The organism is Helicobacter brantae (genome assembly GCF_003364205.1).
GTDB classification, from domain to species: domain Bacteria; phylum Campylobacterota; class Campylobacteria; order Campylobacterales; family Helicobacteraceae; genus Helicobacter_G; species Helicobacter_G brantae.
Genome location: NZ_NXLV01000003.1, coordinates 62,608 through 80,440 on the forward strand (window position 1 = coordinate 62,608; position 17,833 = coordinate 80,440).

Genomic DNA, 17,833 nt, shown 5'->3' on the forward strand with positions numbered 1-17,833 from the left:
ATTTTATCAAATGTTCCACCCCCTTTTCCCCTTTTTTAGGCTAGATAAAACTTTTTACCTCTTCCATATTGCAAGAGCTTCTTGACAAAAAGGCCATTGCTCTTATCGGCAAATACATCACCACAAAGCACGATTTTATCAAATCCACCGACAATATCTCCAAAACTCTCAGCATAGCTATCAATCACCCCATAGCAAAGTCCATAAATATCAAGCCCTCCCACAGCATAGGAGAATAGTGGGTTGATAAATTTTGAGAAATCTACATTGTATTTACCCTCAGCATTGGCTTTGAATTTCATTGCATATTTACTTGCATAGTTGTGGATAAACTCTTCTGCAAGTTTGGGTAATTCTTGGTTTTTGTAATCTCTATTTTCTCCTACTAGGCTACAAATCGCACTAAAGAGATCGCAAAGATTTGAGCTTTCTCTGGGAGTGTCATCTAGAGAGTAAATATAATGTTCTTTTGTGGGGAAAGCTTTGAGGTAGTTGTCTGCTAACTTCCCACCAATTTTTGTTTTGGTTTTGAGGGTTTCAAAGAGGATTCTAGGATTGCACTCAAAAGAAATTTCACTTACCTCTTTGCATTCATCATTTTCAAAAGCAATAAACTTGCTAGGTTTATCAAACCAAAGAGAGATAAGCAATGCTTTTTCAATCTTTTTCTTATGGCAGAATGCTGAAAAAATGCTTTCATCTTGGATTGTTTCAGTGATTTCAAACTCTGCAAGTTTGGGGTGGTATTTGCTATCAGGTGTGAGTTTGGGGATATTGTTTCCCATAGGATCTTCAAATTTCCCCATATTATCCCAAAAGTTTGGCTCACTGCACCCAATACAGCCGTGTCCTGCTTGGATAGGCCAACTCATTTTTGAGTTGAATTTTACCTTTCCACAATTATTATAGACATAAGGACCACGACAACCTACTTTATAAAGACAATATCCTTCTTTTGAGCCTTCATCTCCAAACTCTTCTACAAACTCTCCTGCACCAAATGCACCCTTTCTCTCACAAAGATCATGAACGGTTTTTCCGTGCGACCATAGGGGGCGAGAATAGCTATCAAGCTCAGGAGCTTCTCCCATTAGGGTAAGATAAAGCAAGGTAGTGCAAATATTGGTATCGCTTGGAGGACAGCCTGCGATATTGATTGTCGGTTTTTGCACGATTTCACTCAAAGGCTTAGCTTTGGAAGGGTTAGGATGAGCGACTTGAATCCCACCAAAAGAAGAGCAAGAACCCACAGCGATGACAAACTCAGCTTTTTCAGCTAATTCTCTGCACTCTTTTGCTCCACTATGAGCTTCAGCCCCAAGAGTTAAGAACATATCTCCCTCTTCAGATACACTTCCCTCAACAATAAGAATATAAGGATTGCCCCCAATACTCTCTTTGAGGGTTTGCTTAGTTTGGTGTCCGCTATTTGCCATAAGCATATCGTGATATTGGATTTGCATAAAGTCAATGACAAATCGCTCAAACCCAAAATCAGGACTCATCAAAATACTCTCACTACACCCTGAACACTCCTCCATATGTAGCCAAATGACTCGGTAATTTGATCTTGTAAGAATCTCACAATAGGTATCAAGATGCTCTTTTGGCAATCCCAAAAGTGTAATGGCACTTTTTACCCACTCTTTTTCTTGCTCACTAAAAACTCTTAGAGAACAAGACTGAAGATTTTGCAATCGTTTATTGAGTTTCTCTACTAATTCTTCTTGCATATTTCTGCTCCATTGTGTGATTTATAAACAAAAGTATTTTGAAATGATATATTGAAGTTTGAGAATTTTCATAAAATATACAAAAATTTCTTGCAAAAAATAATCTAAATGTAACCAAATAGAACTTTTTTTGAAGGTTTTTGCATTTTTTATATTTTTTTGCATTTTTCTCTTGACATTTGATTTCAAAAAAAATATAATCGCATTTTTCATTTTCAAATTCAGCTTTCACAAAGGGCTTTTATGACCCGTTAGCTCAGTCGGTAGAGCAACTCCCTTTTAAGGAGTGGGCCGTTGGTTCGAATCCAACACGGGTCACCATTTTTTGATAGTTAAACGCAGTGGCCCCTTCATCTAGCGGTTAGGATACCACCCTTTCACGGTGGCTACAGGGGTTCGAGTCCCCTAGGGGTCACCACTTTAACTTCTTTTCTCTTTTTAAATCAAAGATACTAGGTCGCTTAGCTCAGTTGGTAGAGCGCTACCCTTACAAGGTAGATGTCACAAGTTCGAGTCTTGTAGCGACCACCACTTTGATTCTGCTTTTTGGAGCGGTAGTTCAGTTGGTTAGAATACCTGCCTGTCACGCAGGGGGTCGCGGGTTCGAGCCCCGTCCGCTCCGCCACGATTTCCAAGACTTTTTATTGACCCCTTCATCTAGTGGCCAAGGATACTACCCTTTCTAGGTAGTTACAGAAGTTCAAATCTTCTAGGGGTCGCCATTTTATTGGACTTTTTTTCTAAATCAAAAAAAATTTTTTTAGCATTTCATATAAAATTTATTTTTCATTTCTAAAATTCTTTTCGTGCCTTCACTTGAGTTTTCATAGTTCCTCCAAAGTGAGGGCATAAAAAATTTTTTTAAGGAGTTGTGATGGGTAAGACTTTTAGGCTAATCCACATTTATGTCAGTTTGTTCTTTTTGCCTTTGGCATTGTTTTATGCGTTGAGTGGGGTTTTGTTTTTGTGTGGCTTCAATCAAGATAGCGGTGCAGAAAAAAAATCTTTTTATATTGATTCTCCTTTCGTTGCTGAAAAGATCCCCACTGAAATCAAAGATTTTTTGGAGAAAAACAATCTAAGGCTTCCTAGCAGTTTTGAGGGTAAGAGTGCAAAAGGAGGTGGAGTAATGTTTGGCACTCCAAGTTATAGCGTGACAGCAAAGCAAAAAGGTAATGGAATCAGCGTGGAAACCACAGAGAGAAGTGTGATTGGACTTGCAATGCTTCTTCATAAGGGCAAAGCAAAATGGTATTTTGATCTTTTGGCTTATGGATTTGCACTAGCTTTGGTTATCCTCTATATCTCAGGTCTTATCATCGCAAACCTTAGTAAGATCAAAAATAAAGCGTGGGCAAGTGTGTTTGCAGGAGTGATTGCAATGATTGTTTTAGGATATTTAAGTGTGATTTAGGGAGTAAGAAATGAGAAAGTTTTTGAGTTTAAGCCTTGTTGTAGCAGGGTTGGTGAGTGGAGTTTTTGGTGTGGATTACTCTAAGATGAGTAATGAAGAATTGATTGCTCAAAGTGGAAAATTTGATCCAAAAGAAACTTTGGATTATTTCAAAGAAGTTTTTAAAAGAACAGAGAAAATGAGTGAAGCACAGATTAGAGAATTTAGATTCAAACTCAGTGAGGAGAGAATCAAAGCAGAAGAAAATATGCTTGTAAAAGATTATAGAGCAAGAAAAAAAGCAATCTGTGCTGAATTTCAAAAAGAATTTGCAAACATTAAGCCCAGCAAGGCTCTAAGAAGCATTGCCAAAAGCTATTGCAAAGCTGAGGGCAAAAGAGGAGAAGGTAAAAGGGGTGAGGGCAAATGTCAAGGCAAGGGCAAGGCAAGAGATAGGGGAACTTGTGGTCAATCTTGCAATCAAAAAGCATATTAAAGGATAGAAAATGATTTTACTTTTGGAAGATGAGGTGGTTTTGTGTGAAATGGTTGAGGAATTCCTCATCTCCAAAGGCTTTGAAGTCTTTAGTGTAGATAATGGAGATGACGCATTAGAGCAGGCAATGAGTGGAAAGTATGAGCTTTTTATCTTTGATGTAAAAGTGCCTTTAGGCAATGGGTTTTCAATCTTGCAAGAGCTAAGAAGGCACAAGATTACTACACCAGCGATTTTTACAACCTCTCTTAATACAATTGCAGATTTGCAAGAGGGTTATGAAAGTGGCTGTGATGACTATCTCAAAAAACCCTTTGATTTGGAAGAGCTGTATTTGAGGGTGCAAAAACTTTTGGGCAAAAAAGAGGGGGAAGTGATTGATTTTGGCAATGGAGTGAGATTTGATTTAGCTCAAAAGTTGCTTTATAAAGGAGAATCTTTGCTCCCACTTACCAACAAAGAAAACGAGCTTTTGGCAATGCTGATAGAAAACAAAGGACAATACCTTACCTTAGAAGAGATTTCTTATCGGCTTTGGGGGTATGAAGAGCCAAGCTTTACCTCACTTAGGGTGTATATCAAAAACATTCGCCAACAAATCGGAAAAGATTGTATCCACACCAAAAGAGGACTAGGGTATTGCTATGAATGAAACCAAAAAAACCACTCTAAGTATCCTCTCTGCTTATATGATAAGCACTACAATCTTTTTGAGTGTGATTTTTGGGATGTGGTATCACGGAGAGCTTGATTTGCTCAAAACTCGCTCATTTCACGAAGTCAAAAACTTAAGCAAACGCCTCATTCACGTCTTGGCAAAAAAGGGAAGATATGGATTTTTTGTGCAATCCTTGGAGGGACAGAGAGCGATTTTGCAATCTATTTCCCTAGAATCGGGCTATCTCATCGCAGCTTTCAATAAAAAAGGAGAACTTGTTTATAGCAATATGAAAATCAATCCCCTCTCTATCCCCAAAGAAAATGGTGTCTTTATCATCGATCATCATATCGTTTTGAGCTCTTATGGGAAGCCTGATTTTCTCTACAAAAAAAATCCAAAAGCCCAACAAGAGAGAGAGGCAAGAGATGTCCCTCCTCCAATCCCTGAAAAAGAAGAAGATTCTGTTTTTGGGGCTTATGGAAAGTTTGATTTTTCTAGCAAAAACACAAAAAAAGAGCAACAAGACAAAGCTCAAGAAGATTTTAGAATCATCATTGATGGGGGAGATATAGAATCTTTGCTGTGGAAGTTGCGATTAAAGATTTGGGGGATTTTTGGGGTTTTACTTGTCGCCTCTGGAGTGGTAGGGTTTTTCTTGGTGCGTTTGGCTCTCAAACCTCTCAATCAAAAAATAGAAGAGCTTAATCTCTTCATCAAAGATACCACTCACGAAATCAACACGCCTTTGAGTGTATTGCAAATGAGTGTGGATCGGATTGATAAAAGTAAGCTAGAAGAGAAAGATATCAAAAAATTCAACTCCATTATCGTGGCTTCAAGGACACTAGAGAGTATCTATCACTCTTTGATATACACCTCTTTTGGGCGACTTGAGAGCAAGGTTGAGGAGATTGAGCTCTCAAATCTAATCAAAGAGAGATTGAATTATTTTGAAATGCTCTTTGCACAAAAAAATATCGCTATTTCTGTGGATTTGCAAGAAGTGAGTTTGCAAGCCAATGCCAAAAGCATTTCACTTGTGATTGACAATCTTTTGAGCAATGCCTACAAATACACGCCAAAGAATGGAAAAGTAGAAATCAAAACCTATAAAGAAGGAGAGAGTAGCTATCTTTCTATCAAAGACAATGGCTATGGAATCGCCCCAAAAGACTTGGAGCATATCTACAAACGCTTTACGCGTTTTGATAGCTCTAAGGGTGGATTTGGACTAGGGTTAAGTATTGTCAAAAAGATTTGTGATGAGTTTAAAATCAAGATTGAATGCAAAAGTGAGCTAAAAAAAGGGAGTGAATTTATACTTCAATGGCGTTTTTAAAGGATTTTATTTTAAAATTCTTTAGTTTGTTTTGAAAGGAAGGGTAAAAATGGCAAAGAGAGTATTAGTGAAATTTTCAGGAGAGGCACTAGCAGGTGAGGGTGGCTTTGGGATTGATAGTGAGATTTTGGGATTTATCGCTCAAGAGATTAAGCTTTTGGTTGAAGATGGTATTGAGGTGGGGATTGTGATTGGTGGGGGGAATATTATCCGAGGTGTGAGTGCAAGTGCAGGAGGGATTATCAAGCGAACAAGTGGGGACTATATGGGAATGTTAGCCACTGTGATTAATGCTATTGCAGTGCAAGAAGCCCTAGAGCATATTGGGATTAGCACAAGAGTGCAGAGTGCAATGGAGATTAAAGAGGTGTGTGAGCCCTATATCTATCGCCGAGCTATTAGACATTTGCAGAAAGGAAGAGTGGTGATTTTTAGTGCAGGGACAGGGAATCCTTACTTCACTACTGATACTGCGGCGACTTTGAGGGCAGTGGAGATTGAGGCAAATATGATTATCAAAGCCACAAAGGTTGATGGAGTGTATGATAAAGATCCTGCAAAATTCTCTGATGCAGTAATGTTAAATGAACTAAGCTATGATGACGCACTCAAAGATCATATCAAGGTAATGGATGATACAGCCATTGCTTTGGCAAAGGACAATAAACTCCCTATCGTGGTATGCAATATGTTTAAAGAAGGTAATCTTTTGAAGATTATCAAAGGAGAAGAGGGAATCTGCTCTACCGTGAAGTAAGGATTTTATAGTAAAATAAAAATAAAAAAGGATAGAAAATGAGAACAGAAGAAATCGCAGCAAAAGCATTGGAAAAAACAGGAAATGATCGATATGTGCTTTCAAGCCTTGTATTTGCAAGGACAAAAGAGCTAAGCAATGGAGCTAAGCCACTAGTTGATATGGATTTAAAAGTGCATAAACTTGCAGATATTGCAATGATGGAAATTGCAGAAGAGAAAATCACACTCACTTCCATTGAAAATCCCCACCCAAGAGGATAGGGGACTCTATTGAATCTAGTGCAAACTCTTCAAGGGTGCAGAAGCGTTGAAGAGTCTTGCTCTCTTTTGGCTTCATTCACCACTCTCACTCCCAAGATAAAAAAAGCCATTGATTTTGCCACAGAGGCTCATAAGGGGCAATATCGCAAAAGTGGAGAGCCTTATATTATCCACCCTATTTGTGTCGCAAGTATTGTGGCTTTTTATGGGGGAGATGAGGCGATGATTTGCTCCTCTTTGCTTCATGATGTGGTAGAAGATACACATTTTTCTCTCCAAGAAGTAGAAGTGGAGTTTGGCTATGAGGTGGCTCAAATTGTCGATGCACTCACTAAAATCGTTTCTCTTAGAGATGAGAATATTCCTCAAGGCATTCCCAATACCAAAATGCTCTCCTCAGCCCTTTCATTTCGCAAAGTGCTTTTGGCCTCTATCAAAGACATAAGGGCGATTTTTATTAAGATTTGTGATCGATTGCACAATATGCTGACTTTGGAGTCTTTGAGTGAAGAGAAGCAAAGAAAGATTTCAGAAGAGACTTTGGTTGTCTATGCTCCTATTGCTTATCGATTAGGAATCTCAAGTATCAAAAATGAGCTAGAAGATAGGAGTTTTTACTTTCTTTTCAAAGAGGAATACAAAAAGATTGAATCTTTTTTGGGTGAAAATCGCTTGATTTTGGAGGGTAAGCTAGAAGAGTTTGTGGCAAAACTTGAAAAGCTTTTATTTCAAGAGGGGTTTAAAGAGGGAGATTTTGAGATTCAGCGAAGGCTAAAACGCCCTTATTCAATCTATCTAAAAATGCAACGCAAAGGCGTGGGGGTGGAAGAGATTTTGGATCTTTTGGCTGTGAGGGTGATTGTAAAAAATGAGATAGATTGCTACAAAGTGCTAGGAATCGTGCATCTCCACCTCAAACCCATTGTGGCAAGATTCAAAGACTATATCGCAATCCCCAAAGAAAATGGCTATCAAACCATTCATACTACGCTTTTTGATGAAAATAGTATTTTTGAAGTGCAGATTCGCACATTTGATATGCAAAAGAGTGCAGAATATGGACTTGCAGCTCATTGGAAATACAAAATGGGCAATCAAATCTCTCTTGATTGGTTAAGCAATATTGATTACAAAGATCAAAATATTGCTGAATTTTATGAGCTAGTTAAAAGTGATTTATACAAAGAAGATATCGCAGTTTTCTCTCCTAGAGGCGATGTATTTTCTCTCCCCTCAGGTGCTGTGGCATTGGACTTTGCTTATGCTGTGCATACTGAACTGGGTGAAAAAGCTGTGGGGGCATATGTCAATAATCAAAAAGTAAGTTTGCTAGAGAGATTAAAAAGTGGGGATATTGTGCGAATCATCACAGGAGAAGAGAGAGGGTTAAGGTGCTCTTGGATTGATTTGGTTAAAACTTCCAAAGCCAAAAGCAATCTTAAAAACAACTGCCAAAACAAGCTTAGAGAAATCAACAACAAAATTACTTTGCAAATCCTCAAAACACTATTTAATTTCAATAAAAGTGCTGAGCAAATCTCCCAAACAATCGAGTATCTAGGACTAAAAACCTCTTTGAGCTGTGAGGGAATCAAAGAGCTTTCTAAAAACCTAGTTGAGTTTTTCAAAAAAGAAGGCTCACTTTTCTCAAGACTAAGATATCTGAATTGGGAGATTAAAAAATATGAGATAGAAAATCTCAAAATCCTAAGCCACAAACATATCGATGGGATTTTGTATGATTATTGCTGTTATCCCAAGCAAGGCGATGAGTTAATGGGGATTTTGGAGAATGAAAAAGTCATTATTCATCATCGCTTATGCGAAAAAGCCAAAATAGAAGAAAAAACAAAAATGGTATATGTGGATTGGGTGGGGAAAATTTCTGAGAAATACAAAGTGATTGTTTTGCTTGAAGATACCAAAGGCTCTTTGGCAAAATTCTTGCTTGATTTAGCCAAGCTTGATTGTAATCTTGTAGGGATTTCTTATAAGGGATACAAAGATCAGTTTTTGACGCACTTTGAAATCATCTTGGAGTGTGGAGGAAAAAATATCAAAGAGCTAAAAAATACCTTGATAAACAAGTATAAAATTGTAGAATTTCAGAATATAAAAGATGCGTATCATTAAGGTTTAGGAGAAAGTATGCAAGAGAGGATTAAAGAAGCACTATCTGAGATTATGCGAGGGAGTGCTGAGATTATTGGCATAGAGAGGATTGAGGAGCTAGTCAAGAGGTTTTTTGAGAGTGGAGAGAGGTATATCCTCAAAGCTGGATTTGATCCCACAGCACCGGATTTGCACTTGGGGCACACCGTGGTGCTTCAAAAACTTGCAACTTTTCAAAAATATGGAGCATTTGTAAAATTTCTCATCGGAGATTTCACAGCTTGTATTGGCGATCCCACAGGCAAAAGTGAGACAAGAAAACCCCTCACCCAAGAGCAAGTCCAACAAAATGCCCTCACCTATCAAGAGCAGGTTTTTAAAATCCTAGACCCCTCTTTGTGTGAAGTGGTGTTTAACTCCACTTGGCTTACTCCTTTGGGAAGTGTAGGAATGATAGAGCTTACAGGGAAGTTTTCAGTAGCTAGAATGCTAGAGAGAGATGATTTTACTAAGCGATTTAAAAGCAATCAACCTATCTCTATTGTGGAGTTTATCTATCCTTTGCTTCAAGGCTATGATTCAGTCGCACTCAAAAGCGATATTGAGCTAGGGGGGAATGATCAGAAGTTTAATTTGCTTATGGGAAGGACATTGCAGAGGGCTTATGAGATAGGAAAAGAGCAATCTGTGATGATGATGCCACTTCTAGAGGGGCTTGATGGGGTGCAAAAAATGAGCAAAAGTCTAGGTAATTATGTGGGAATCACAGAAGAGGCTAAGCAAATGTATGCTAAGATTTTAAGCATTTCTGATGATTTGATGTGGAAATATTATGAGCTTTTGAGTTCAAAAAGTTTGACAGAAATTGAGGAAATTAAACAAAATGTGCTAAAAGGCACTTTACACCCCAAAGTTGCCAAAGAAAATTTGGCTTTGGAGATTGTGGAGCGTTATCACGACACAAAAGAGGCTTTTGGGGCAAAAGAGGCTTTTGATCGTGTGTTTAGCAAAAATGAGATTCCTCAAGAGATGGAGAGTTTCACTTTTGGCTCAGGAGAGTGGGTTTGCTCTATTGCTAAGGAGAGTGGGTTGGTTGATTCCACCTCTCAAGCTCGGCGTGAGATTAAAGCAGGGGCTTTCAAAATCAACCAAGAAAAAGTTAGCGATGAAAATCTAAAGCTCCAAAGTGGAGAATATGTTTTTCAAATCGGAAAAAGAAAATTTGCAAAAATTATTATAAGGTGAAATGATGATTGAACTCAAATCATTGAAAATTGGAAAACATACCATTAAATACCCTATTTTTCAAGGAGGAATGGGTGTGGGGATTAGTTGGGATAATCTAGCGGGGAATGTAAGCAAAGAGGGGGGATTGGGGATTATTAGCTGTGTGGGGACAGGGTATTATAAAAAAATGCAATTTGTGGAGAAAATTGTCAATTCCAAACCCTTTGAGGCTATCAATTTCTATTCCAAAAAAGCACTTGAAGAGATTTTTAAAAATGCAAGAAAAATCTGTGGAGATAGCCCATTGGGAGCAAATATTATGTATGCAATCAATGAATATGGGCGAGTGGTAAGAGATGCGTGTGAAGCAGGAGCAAATCTCATCGTTACAGGTGCAGGGCTTCCTACAAATATGCCTGAATTTACCAAAAACTTTCCTGATGTTGCCCTTGTTCCTATTGTCTCTTCAGCTAGAGCATTAAAAATCATTTGCAAACGCTGGAGTGAGCGATATCAAAGAGTGCCTGATGCTGTGGTGGTGGAGGGACCACTAAGTGGAGGACATCAAGGCTTTAGCTATGAGGAGTGTTTCAAAGAAGAAAATCAGCTTGAAAATATCCTTCCTCAAGTAGTGGAAGAGGCAAGAAAATGGGGAAATATTCCCGTGATTGCTGCTGGGGGGATTTGGGATAGAGAAGATATCAATAGGATGATTTCTCTGGGGGCAAGTGGAGTGCAGATGGCGACAAGATTTTTGGGGACTTATGAGTGTGATGCTCCTTATTATCGTGAGCTTATGCCCAAGCTTAGCAAAGAGGATATTGAGCTAGTCAAATCTCCTGTGGGCTATCCTGCAAGAGCGATTAAAACAGGAGTGCTAGAGAGAATCAAAGAGGGAACTGCTCCTAAAGTTAGGTGTATTAGTAATTGTGTTACTCCTTGTCATCGAGGGGTGGAGGCAAAGGCTGTGGGGTATTGTATCGCTGATTCTTTGAGTGCAGGATACAATGGAGATGGCGTGAATGGATTGTTTTTCACAGGAGCTAATGGTTATAGAATCAAAGAGATTATTTCGGTAAAAGCACTTTTCCAAGAGCTAGTAAAGTAGGCTTATGGCAAGGCTTCTTGCATTTTTTTTCGCCCTTACCTGTTGGCTTTACCCAGCAGGTAACCCCAAAGATTTATATATCACTCAAGTTGTGCCTTATGGCAAAAGCAATATCAAAATAACTTTCAACAAAAAAATCACCCTTGCAGACATCAAACAAAAGACTTTCTCCCCTACAAAAGAAGTGCTAGATATCCAAGCCATTCTCTCAACCAAGAGAAGAACCTATCATTTCCCTGACAAAAGCAAAGCACAAATCGCTCAATACAAGCCCAAAATCACAAGAATCGTCCTCACTTCTCCCAAAAAGCTTAGCTATGGAGTGCGTATTGTAGAGAAAAATCTCTATATTGAGATTGATCCCAAAGATAAAGAGGAGGGAGATAAAATCCTCAAAGATCTCCCACTTTCTAAAAAATCTCCAAGCAAAGCACCCCAAACCCCTTCTTCAAAGAAGCGAATCGTTATTGATGCAGGGCATGGGGGGAAGGATTGTGGAGCCATAGGGGTGGTAAAGGTGTGTGAGAAAGTCATCACACTTGATGTGGCAAAACTTTTGGAAAATGAGCTTAAAAAGAGGGGATATATTGTCTATATGACAAGAAGCAAAGATACCTATCTAGGGCTTAGAGAGAGGACACAATATGCCAATGCCAAAAATGCAGATTTGTTTATCTCAATCCACGCCAATTCTGTGCCTAAACGCTCTTCAAAAAATGCCAATGGGATAGAAACTTATTTTCTCTCTACTGCTAGAAGTGAGAGGGCTAAGAATGTGGCTGAGAAAGAAAACAAAGATGATATTGATGCGATGAATTACTTCTCTAAACTCTCTTATCTCAACTCTATGAATACTCATCGCCTCATTGCTTCCAATAAACTCGCTATTGATATCCAAAGTGGAATACTAAGAGAGCTTAAAGCCAAATATCCAAATCTGATTGATGGGGGTGTGAGAGAGGGACCTTTTTGGGTGCTTGCAGGGGCTTTGATGCCCTCAGTGTTGATTGAGATTGGCTATATCTCCCACCCCACAGAGGGCAGAAGAATCAATCATCGTGATTATCAAATCACCTTAGCCAAAGGGATTGCTGATGGGATTGAGGGATACTTTGCCAAAAACCCATAAGGAGAGAATATGAAAGCTAGAGTGGATATCGTTTTTTGTTATGTGTTTTTTTTCTTGTTTGTCTTCACTTCTCTTGCCATTTTGGTTTCTAATCTCTCTTCCACTTTCTCTCAACTCTACTCCCTGCTTACTCAAGATGGGAGGATTTTTGATATTTTTCTGTATTTTTTCTATTTTTCAGGCTTTGCTATCTCTCTTTTTTCTCTTATTCTCTCAAGTTGGAATCACAAAGATGAGGCAAGATATAAGGGGGTAATGCTAATTTTGGCATTGCTTTTTATGTTTGCTTTGACTTTGGGATTATTGTATTCTACTCATCAAGTGGCATTGCTTGATTTGGTCTTTAGTGAGGGGGCAAAGGGAGGGTTTGAGAAAAATCCTTATGCGATTTTTATTTTGGGCTTTTTTTATTGTGCTTTTGTGGTTTTTCCTCTAAGCTATTGGCTTTTGGGATTGAGATTTAGAGCAAATGCATTGGGAAAGTTTCTTGAGTACATCAAACCCTCAATCAATGTCGTGATTTACACGCTTATGGGCTTTGCCCTTCAAGGCTACTATCACAAGGCAAAGCCTATCTATTATCTTGATTTGGCTTGTTTTTTGGTGGGATTTTTGGCTTTGCTTTGGGTGTTTTATCGTTATAGGAAACTTTTTGGGTTTTATGAGATGGTTAATCTCTTTTTGCTGTGTTTGGCAATCGTGTTTTTTGCATTTTCTTCTAGGGTGATTGAGAGTGTGGATTTTGCAGGAAGATATTGTTTTTTTGCTTGTGCTTTTGTGGCGTGGTGTGCTGAGTGGATGATAGGATATGCAGGAGAAAGCAAGGCTTTGGGGAAAAAATCTTCCAAAAAAGCGTTATAATTTCAGCTTTGGGGCTGACTTGGCTTTCGACAGGAGCTAGATAGCTTAGACTGCATGTCGGATGGCATTCCGTAATCCTGCCAGTTTAAAATTAAACGCAAACAACAAAAATTTCGCTCCAGCTTACGCAAAAGTAGCGTAAGTCTAACCAACTCTTCGGAGCCGACTGGGTAGGCGATACTAGCTAACCCACCTAGTCGTCATCACAGCTAGTTGCTTCTATCTCTAACCTAGAGGGATAGATTAAGATTATAGGTTGCGATATAGGGTGTTTTGGGGGTTGAGCCTCTATATTTAAGTTTTTCAACCCTGTCTAAACATGTAGAGGTCTTTGTGGGTTTGGTTTTTGGACTGGGGTTCGATCCCCCACAGCTCCACCAATTATTCTTTTTTGTGCTATATTTCCAACCTTACTTTATCTTACTTTTTATGGAATAAAAATGAATCGCTTTGTTCTTTTGGCAGTTTTGGCTGAAGCATTTATCATTTATGCAAGTGTGCTAGTCAAAGTGGTAGATATGTCGCCAATTATCGTGGGATTTTATCGTATTGCTTTGGCAATGCCTGTGTTTTTTCTCTTGGCAAGATCTCAGATTGGTAAAGTAGCTAGGAAGGATATGTTTTTGATGCTGAGTGCAGGGGTGTTTTTTGGGCTTGATTTGGTGTTTTTCAATGTTGCAATTCACAAGACAAGTATCGCAAATGTCAATCTCTTTGCTTCTTTAGTATGCTTTATCCTTGTGCCTATTGGAGCGATTTTTTACAAAGAAAAAATCAAAGCAGATTTTGTGGTGGGATCTTTGATTGCCTTAGCAGGAGTGTTTGTGCTGATAAAGGGGAAGGGTGGAGAGAGTGTAGCTACGCCTTTTGGGGATTTTTTGGCATTTATGAGTATGGTGTGCTATGGGATTTTTCTCTCTCTTGTGTATGGACTTCGCAAAAAGTATGATACGCCAATCCTTATGGCCTTTGCCTCTATTGGTTCAATTATCACGCTTTTGTCTGTGGGGATTCCAATGGAGGGCTTCTCACTTCCTAAAGATGCTAAGACTTGGTGGATATTGCTATGGATTGTGATTTTTGGACAGCTTTTGGGACAAGGGTTTTTTGGCTATATTATGGGAAAGGTTGATGCACAAGTTTCTTCTCTCATCTTGCTTTTTACTCCGATGATTGCAGCACTGATGGGATATGTGTTTTTGGGAGAGAAGCTAGGGGTGTTTGAGTTGGTGGGAATGATGATTATTATCTTTGGGGTGTATCTTGCTAAAATGAAGAGAAAAAAGAGCAAAGAGTAATCTCAAAAAATTAAAATAGAAAATAAAAAAGGGGGATAAAGTAGTGGCGGACAGAGAGGGATTCGAACCCTCGGTAACCTTGCGGCTACGCATCCTTAGCAGGGATGTGGTTTCAGCCAACTCACCCATCTGTCCAAAGAAAAACGCAATTCTACCTTATTTTTTGATTTTTTTTCTCAAAAATTGCATTAGGGTTGATAAAACAGAGTTTATGCTACACTCTCAAAAATATTTTTACCACAAAGGAAAGAAATGAGATGTGCGTTTATTTTCCCTGGACAGGGAAGCCAAGCAAAGGGAATGGGAAAAGATTTTTATGATAATTTTTCTATTGCAAAAGAGCTTTTTGAGTGTGCTAGTGATACTTTGGGGCTAGATATGAAACACCTTTTGTTTGAGGAAAACGATAAACTTGATCTAACTCAATACACCCAACCTGCAATTTTTTTGGTGAGCTATATCGCTCATAGTGTGTTTCAAAATGAGCTTTCACTCTCTCCTACCCTAAGTCTAGGGCATTCTTTGGGAGAAGTGAGTGCTGTGGCTGTGGCAGGTGGGGCAAGTTTTGAAAATGCCCTTAGGCTCACTCATCAAAGAGGAGGGCTTATGGCAAAGGCGTGTGAGGGGCAAGATGCAGGAATGATGGTAATAGTAGGACTTGCTGATGGTGTGCTAGAGGAGTTTTGCTCTGCTCAGAGAGAGAGTGGAAAAAAGGTATGGTGTGCCAACTACAATGGCGATGGGCAAGTGGTTTTGGCTGGGAAAAAGAGCGATTTAGCCTCTTTGGAAGCTCCTCTTAAAGAGCTAGGAGCAAAGAGGGCGTTACTCCTAGCAATGTCTGTGGCAAGTCATTGTCCATTGCTAGAGAGTGCGTGTGGAGAGTTTGAGGCGTTATTAGAGGAGTATTTAGAGCCAAAAATGACAAATCCAATCCTCTCTAATGCAAGTCTAGAGCTATATGAAGACAAAGCCCAAGCCAAAACTTTGCTAACCCAACAGCTTGTAATGCCCGTGCTTTATAAGCAAAGTATCCAAAAGATTTCAAGTGAGGTTGATGCTTTTATTGAGTTTGGAAATGGCTCTGTGCTAAAGGGACTGAATAAGCGATTGAGTGATAAACCTACATATAACGTCAGTGATGTAGCTACTCTTAAAGAGAGTATTGCAAATTTGAGCTAAGGAGAGAGAATGAGAATCGCGATTTTGGGAGCAATGCGTGAGGAAATCACGCCATTTTTGAAAAAATTCCCCAACTACACTCAAGAAGAAGTGGGGGGAAATACATTTTATAAAATCCCTTATGGGGATTATGAGCTAGTTTTGGCTTATAGCAAGATTGGAAAAGTGCATTCAGCACTGAGTGCAAGCACAATGATTTTGAAATTTGGTTGTGAGAAGTTGATTTTTAGTGGTGTGGCAGGGGGACTAAGCCCTAAGCTAAAGGTGGGGGATTTGATTGTGGCAAATAAGCTTTGTCAATATGATGTAGATATTACAGCTTTTGGACACCCTCTAGGATTTATCCCTGAGAGTAGTGTGTATATCGAGGCAGATTCTCATCTTATCCAAGTTGCCAAAGAGGTGGCAAAAGAGAAGGGAATCAAACTTGAGGAGGGAATTATCGCTAGTGGAGATAGCTTCATTGCAAGTAGTGAGAAAAAGCAATGGTTGATAGAAAACTTCAGTGCAGATGCAGTGGAGATGGAGGGGGCAAGTGTGGCAAATGTTTGTCATCTTCTCAAAGTGCCTTTTTGCATCTTAAGATCAATTAGTGATAGTGCCGATGGTGAGGCAGATGTGAGCTTTGATGAATTTTTGGAGCATAGTGCTCAAGTAAGTGCAGATTTTGTGGAGGCAATGCTAAATAAGGGGGTTTGATTATTTACTAGGAGGAGACTATGAGAAATGCCTTTAGTATGCTAGAGCTTGTGTTTGTGATTGTGATTTTGGGGATTTTGGCAGCCATTGCTATCCCTAAATTTTCTTTCACACGAGGGGAAGCTCAAGCTGTGAGTATTCAAGCAGATATTACCCAAGCTTTGAGTGCGATTCAAAGAGAGGCATTTGTCAAAAATCCTCCAAGCTCTGCAATCAATGGAGATTGGATTTTGCAAAATGCAGGGCTTAGCAAAACACGATGGATTGCTGTGGGCAATGGAGTGAAGTTAGCCAAGAGTGGAGCTGTGGATAGCGAGAATGATTGCGTAACTTTTGAGTTTGTAGATCAAAGAGATATTTTGGTAGAGATTACCCCTAAGCCTAGCTCTTCACTCTGTGCAAAACTACTAGAGAGCATTGAAAACAAAAGATATCCTCTCATCGCAAACTAGGGCTTTTAGTCTCTTTGAGGTGGTGGTTTGCACTATTATCTTATCTCTCTTGCTTTTGATTGCTTTGCCAAAGAGCAGTTCCTTTGCTCATCGCAAATGTGTCTTTGTCTTGCAAGAGAGGTTGCAAAGAAGTAATCAGGCCTTTATGGAGCTTTACAGCTCCAAAGCTCTAAGGGGAGAATCCCCTACTTCAAGTGAGATTGATGAGGCTTTATCAATCTTATTAGAGAGAAGAAGTGGGGAGAATTGCTATTTTCAAAGAAGCACAAAGGGGGTAGATGCCAAGATTGAGGGCAAAACTTTGAGCTTCACTCTCTCCCCACTTGATTTTTCCCATAAGCCCAAAATCTACTGCCAACTTACAAATGAGCTTTGCCGTGAATTTTTGGGGAAAACTTCCAAAAAATAAGTAAAATCTCTCAAAAATTATCAAGGAGAGAGAGTGAAAAAGTTTATTTTGCTGATTTTATCTGTGGGATTGTGTTTTGCAGAGCTAAGGGTGGATACTCAAGAGAAGAAGGTAGATATTGGATTTTTTGTCGGTGGGGGTATAGGGATTGGTGCAAATGCAGTGCAATACAACAATGTATTGCACCCTAATGGAGGATTGTATGAGCAGAATCAAAGTTTTGCTTCATTTGTGGCTTCTGTGAAAGTGGGGGCTTATCATTATTTCAATCCCACTCTTGGATTAAGGGTTTATTATAATCTTGATTTTAATGTCTTGCCCTTAGATGAATATACCTATAATTCAGGATCTTTCACCCCTTATATTTTTTCTGCCTCACATACAATCAATGCTGATGTAATCTACAATGTCTTTTCTCAAAACAATATTGATGTCGCAGTGATTGGGGGAATAGGACTTGGGGCATTGAATGGGGAGGCAATAACAAAAAATGAAAGTGTTTATTATAAAAATCCTTTAAGTGGAGATGGATTTTTGGATTTTGAATTTCGCTTCAATATCGGAGCTAGAGCAATGTTTAGCAAAAAATATGGAGTAGAGTTTATGGCAAAACTCCCTGTAACTCCAGCTACAATGGTTATCAAAGATGGCAATAGCAATGTCAAATACTCCCCCTATTACTTCACGATTGATTTTGTAATGGAGAGATTTTAAGCT

18 protein-coding genes, 6 tRNA genes and 1 other RNA gene are annotated in these 17,833 nt (G+C 39.1%); 23 read left to right on the top strand and 2 right to left on the bottom strand.

Translation table 11 applies throughout. From position 1 onward, the window contains the following. Nucleotides 1-35: 35 nt before the first annotated feature. Nucleotides 36-1,733: a hydrogenase small subunit gene (locus CQA58_RS02525; protein ID WP_115569154.1), complete on the bottom strand. Its 1,698-nt coding sequence runs from the start codon at nt 1,731-1,733 to the stop codon at nt 36-38. A gap of 245 nt (nt 1,734-1,978) precedes the next feature. Here CQA58_RS02525 and CQA58_RS02535 point away from each other — a divergent pair. The 18 genes from CQA58_RS02535 (at nt 1,979) to CQA58_RS02615 (ending at nt 14,377) form a co-directional block, all read left to right on the top strand. Further along, a tRNA-Lys gene (locus tag CQA58_RS02535) sits at nt 1,979-2,054 on the top strand. 22 nt (nt 2,055-2,076) lie between these two features. Then, nucleotides 2,077-2,151 (top strand) — tRNA-Glu (locus tag CQA58_RS02540). Nucleotides 2,152-2,188: 37 nt separating this feature from the next. Then, nucleotides 2,189-2,264 (top strand) — tRNA-Val (locus tag CQA58_RS02545). A gap of 17 nt (nt 2,265-2,281) precedes the next feature. Beyond that, nucleotides 2,282-2,358, top strand: a tRNA-Asp gene (locus tag CQA58_RS02550). 21 nt (nt 2,359-2,379) lie between these two features. Beyond that, nucleotides 2,380-2,455 (top strand) — tRNA-Glu (locus tag CQA58_RS08210). Between the two features lie 152 nt (nt 2,456-2,607). Next, nucleotides 2,608-3,147: a PepSY-associated TM helix domain-containing protein gene (locus CQA58_RS02555; RefSeq protein ID WP_115569156.1), complete on the top strand. Its 540-nt coding sequence runs from the start codon at nt 2,608-2,610 to the stop codon at nt 3,145-3,147. A 10-nt stretch (nt 3,148-3,157) separates the two neighbouring features. Then, entirely contained in the window at nt 3,158-3,622 is a 465-nt protein-coding gene (locus CQA58_RS02560; protein WP_115569157.1) for a DUF1104 domain-containing protein, read from the top strand. 10 nt (nt 3,623-3,632) lie between these two features. After that, the gene (locus tag CQA58_RS02565; RefSeq protein ID WP_115569158.1) at nt 3,633-4,274 is read left to right on the top strand and encodes a response regulator transcription factor; all 642 of its coding nucleotides are present in this window, start codon (nt 3,633-3,635) and stop codon (nt 4,272-4,274) included. Further along, nucleotides 4,267-5,622: a sensor histidine kinase gene (locus tag CQA58_RS02570; protein ID WP_115569159.1), complete on the top strand. Its 1,356-nt coding sequence runs from the start codon at nt 4,267-4,269 to the stop codon at nt 5,620-5,622. The genes CQA58_RS02565 and CQA58_RS02570 overlap by 8 nt, the downstream gene beginning before the upstream one ends. Before the next feature lie 31 nt (nt 5,623-5,653). Then, nucleotides 5,654-6,379 carry a UMP kinase gene (gene pyrH, locus CQA58_RS02575; protein ID WP_115569160.1) on the top strand — a complete coding sequence of 242 codons (726 nt, stop codon included), beginning with the start codon at nt 5,654-5,656 and terminating at the stop codon, nt 6,377-6,379. A 38-nt stretch (nt 6,380-6,417) separates the two neighbouring features. Beyond that, nucleotides 6,418-6,642 carry a DNA-directed RNA polymerase subunit omega gene (locus CQA58_RS02580; protein WP_115569161.1) on the top strand — a complete coding sequence of 75 codons (225 nt, stop codon included), beginning with the start codon at nt 6,418-6,420 and terminating at the stop codon, nt 6,640-6,642. Nucleotides 6,643-6,660: 18 nt separating this feature from the next. Beyond that, nucleotides 6,661-8,775, top strand: coding sequence for a RelA/SpoT family protein (locus tag CQA58_RS02585; protein WP_245942747.1), 2,115 nt, complete (start codon nt 6,661-6,663; stop codon nt 8,773-8,775). A 15-nt stretch (nt 8,776-8,790) separates the two neighbouring features. Then, nucleotides 8,791-9,999, top strand: coding sequence for a tyrosine--tRNA ligase (gene tyrS, locus CQA58_RS02590; RefSeq protein WP_115569163.1), 1,209 nt, complete (start codon nt 8,791-8,793; stop codon nt 9,997-9,999). A gap of 1 nt (nt 10,000) precedes the next feature. After that, nucleotides 10,001-11,089: a nitronate monooxygenase gene (locus CQA58_RS02595; RefSeq protein WP_115569164.1), complete on the top strand. Its 1,089-nt coding sequence runs from the start codon at nt 10,001-10,003 to the stop codon at nt 11,087-11,089. Nucleotides 11,090-11,093: 4 nt separating this feature from the next. Beyond that, nucleotides 11,094-12,218 carry an N-acetylmuramoyl-L-alanine amidase family protein gene (locus CQA58_RS02600; RefSeq protein ID WP_115569165.1) on the top strand — a complete coding sequence of 375 codons (1,125 nt, stop codon included), beginning with the start codon at nt 11,094-11,096 and terminating at the stop codon, nt 12,216-12,218. 9 nt (nt 12,219-12,227) lie between these two features. Continuing rightward, nucleotides 12,228-13,079 (top strand): hypothetical protein, encoded by an 852-nt coding sequence (locus CQA58_RS02605; RefSeq protein WP_115569166.1) that lies wholly within the window; start codon nt 12,228-12,230, stop codon nt 13,077-13,079. Between the two features lie 10 nt (nt 13,080-13,089). After that, nucleotides 13,090-13,459, top strand: a transfer-messenger RNA (tmRNA) gene (gene ssrA / locus CQA58_RS02610). Between the two features lie 60 nt (nt 13,460-13,519). Next, a complete protein-coding gene (locus tag CQA58_RS02615; protein WP_115569167.1) occupies nt 13,520-14,377 on the top strand; it encodes a DMT family transporter in 858 nt (285 codons plus the stop codon). Nucleotides 14,378-14,421: 44 nt separating this feature from the next. Here the strand turns inward: CQA58_RS02615 and CQA58_RS02620 are convergent. Beyond that, nucleotides 14,422-14,512, bottom strand: a tRNA-Ser gene (locus CQA58_RS02620). 117 nt (nt 14,513-14,629) lie between these two features. Here CQA58_RS02620 and fabD point away from each other — a divergent pair. From fabD to CQA58_RS02645, 5 genes are read left to right on the top strand one after another with little or no spacing between them, the layout of a single operon-like run. After that, a complete protein-coding gene (fabD, locus tag CQA58_RS02625; protein WP_115569168.1) occupies nt 14,630-15,556 on the top strand; it encodes an ACP S-malonyltransferase in 927 nt (308 codons plus the stop codon). 9 nt (nt 15,557-15,565) lie between these two features. Beyond that, a complete protein-coding gene (locus CQA58_RS02630) occupies nt 15,566-16,255 on the top strand; it encodes a 5'-methylthioadenosine/adenosylhomocysteine nucleosidase (protein WP_115569169.1) in 690 nt (229 codons plus the stop codon). A gap of 20 nt (nt 16,256-16,275) precedes the next feature. Next, nucleotides 16,276-16,707, top strand: a complete 432-nt coding sequence (locus tag CQA58_RS02635; RefSeq protein ID WP_115569170.1) for a type II secretion system protein — start codon at nt 16,276-16,278, stop codon at nt 16,705-16,707. Beyond that, a complete protein-coding gene (locus tag CQA58_RS02640) occupies nt 16,673-17,116 on the top strand; it encodes a hypothetical protein (RefSeq protein WP_115569171.1) in 444 nt (147 codons plus the stop codon). The genes CQA58_RS02635 and CQA58_RS02640 overlap by 35 nt, the downstream gene beginning before the upstream one ends. 33 nt (nt 17,117-17,149) lie before the next feature. Then, nucleotides 17,150-17,830 (top strand): outer membrane beta-barrel protein, encoded by a 681-nt coding sequence (locus tag CQA58_RS02645; protein ID WP_115569172.1) that lies wholly within the window; start codon nt 17,150-17,152, stop codon nt 17,828-17,830. Nucleotides 17,831-17,833: the final 3 nt, after the last annotated feature.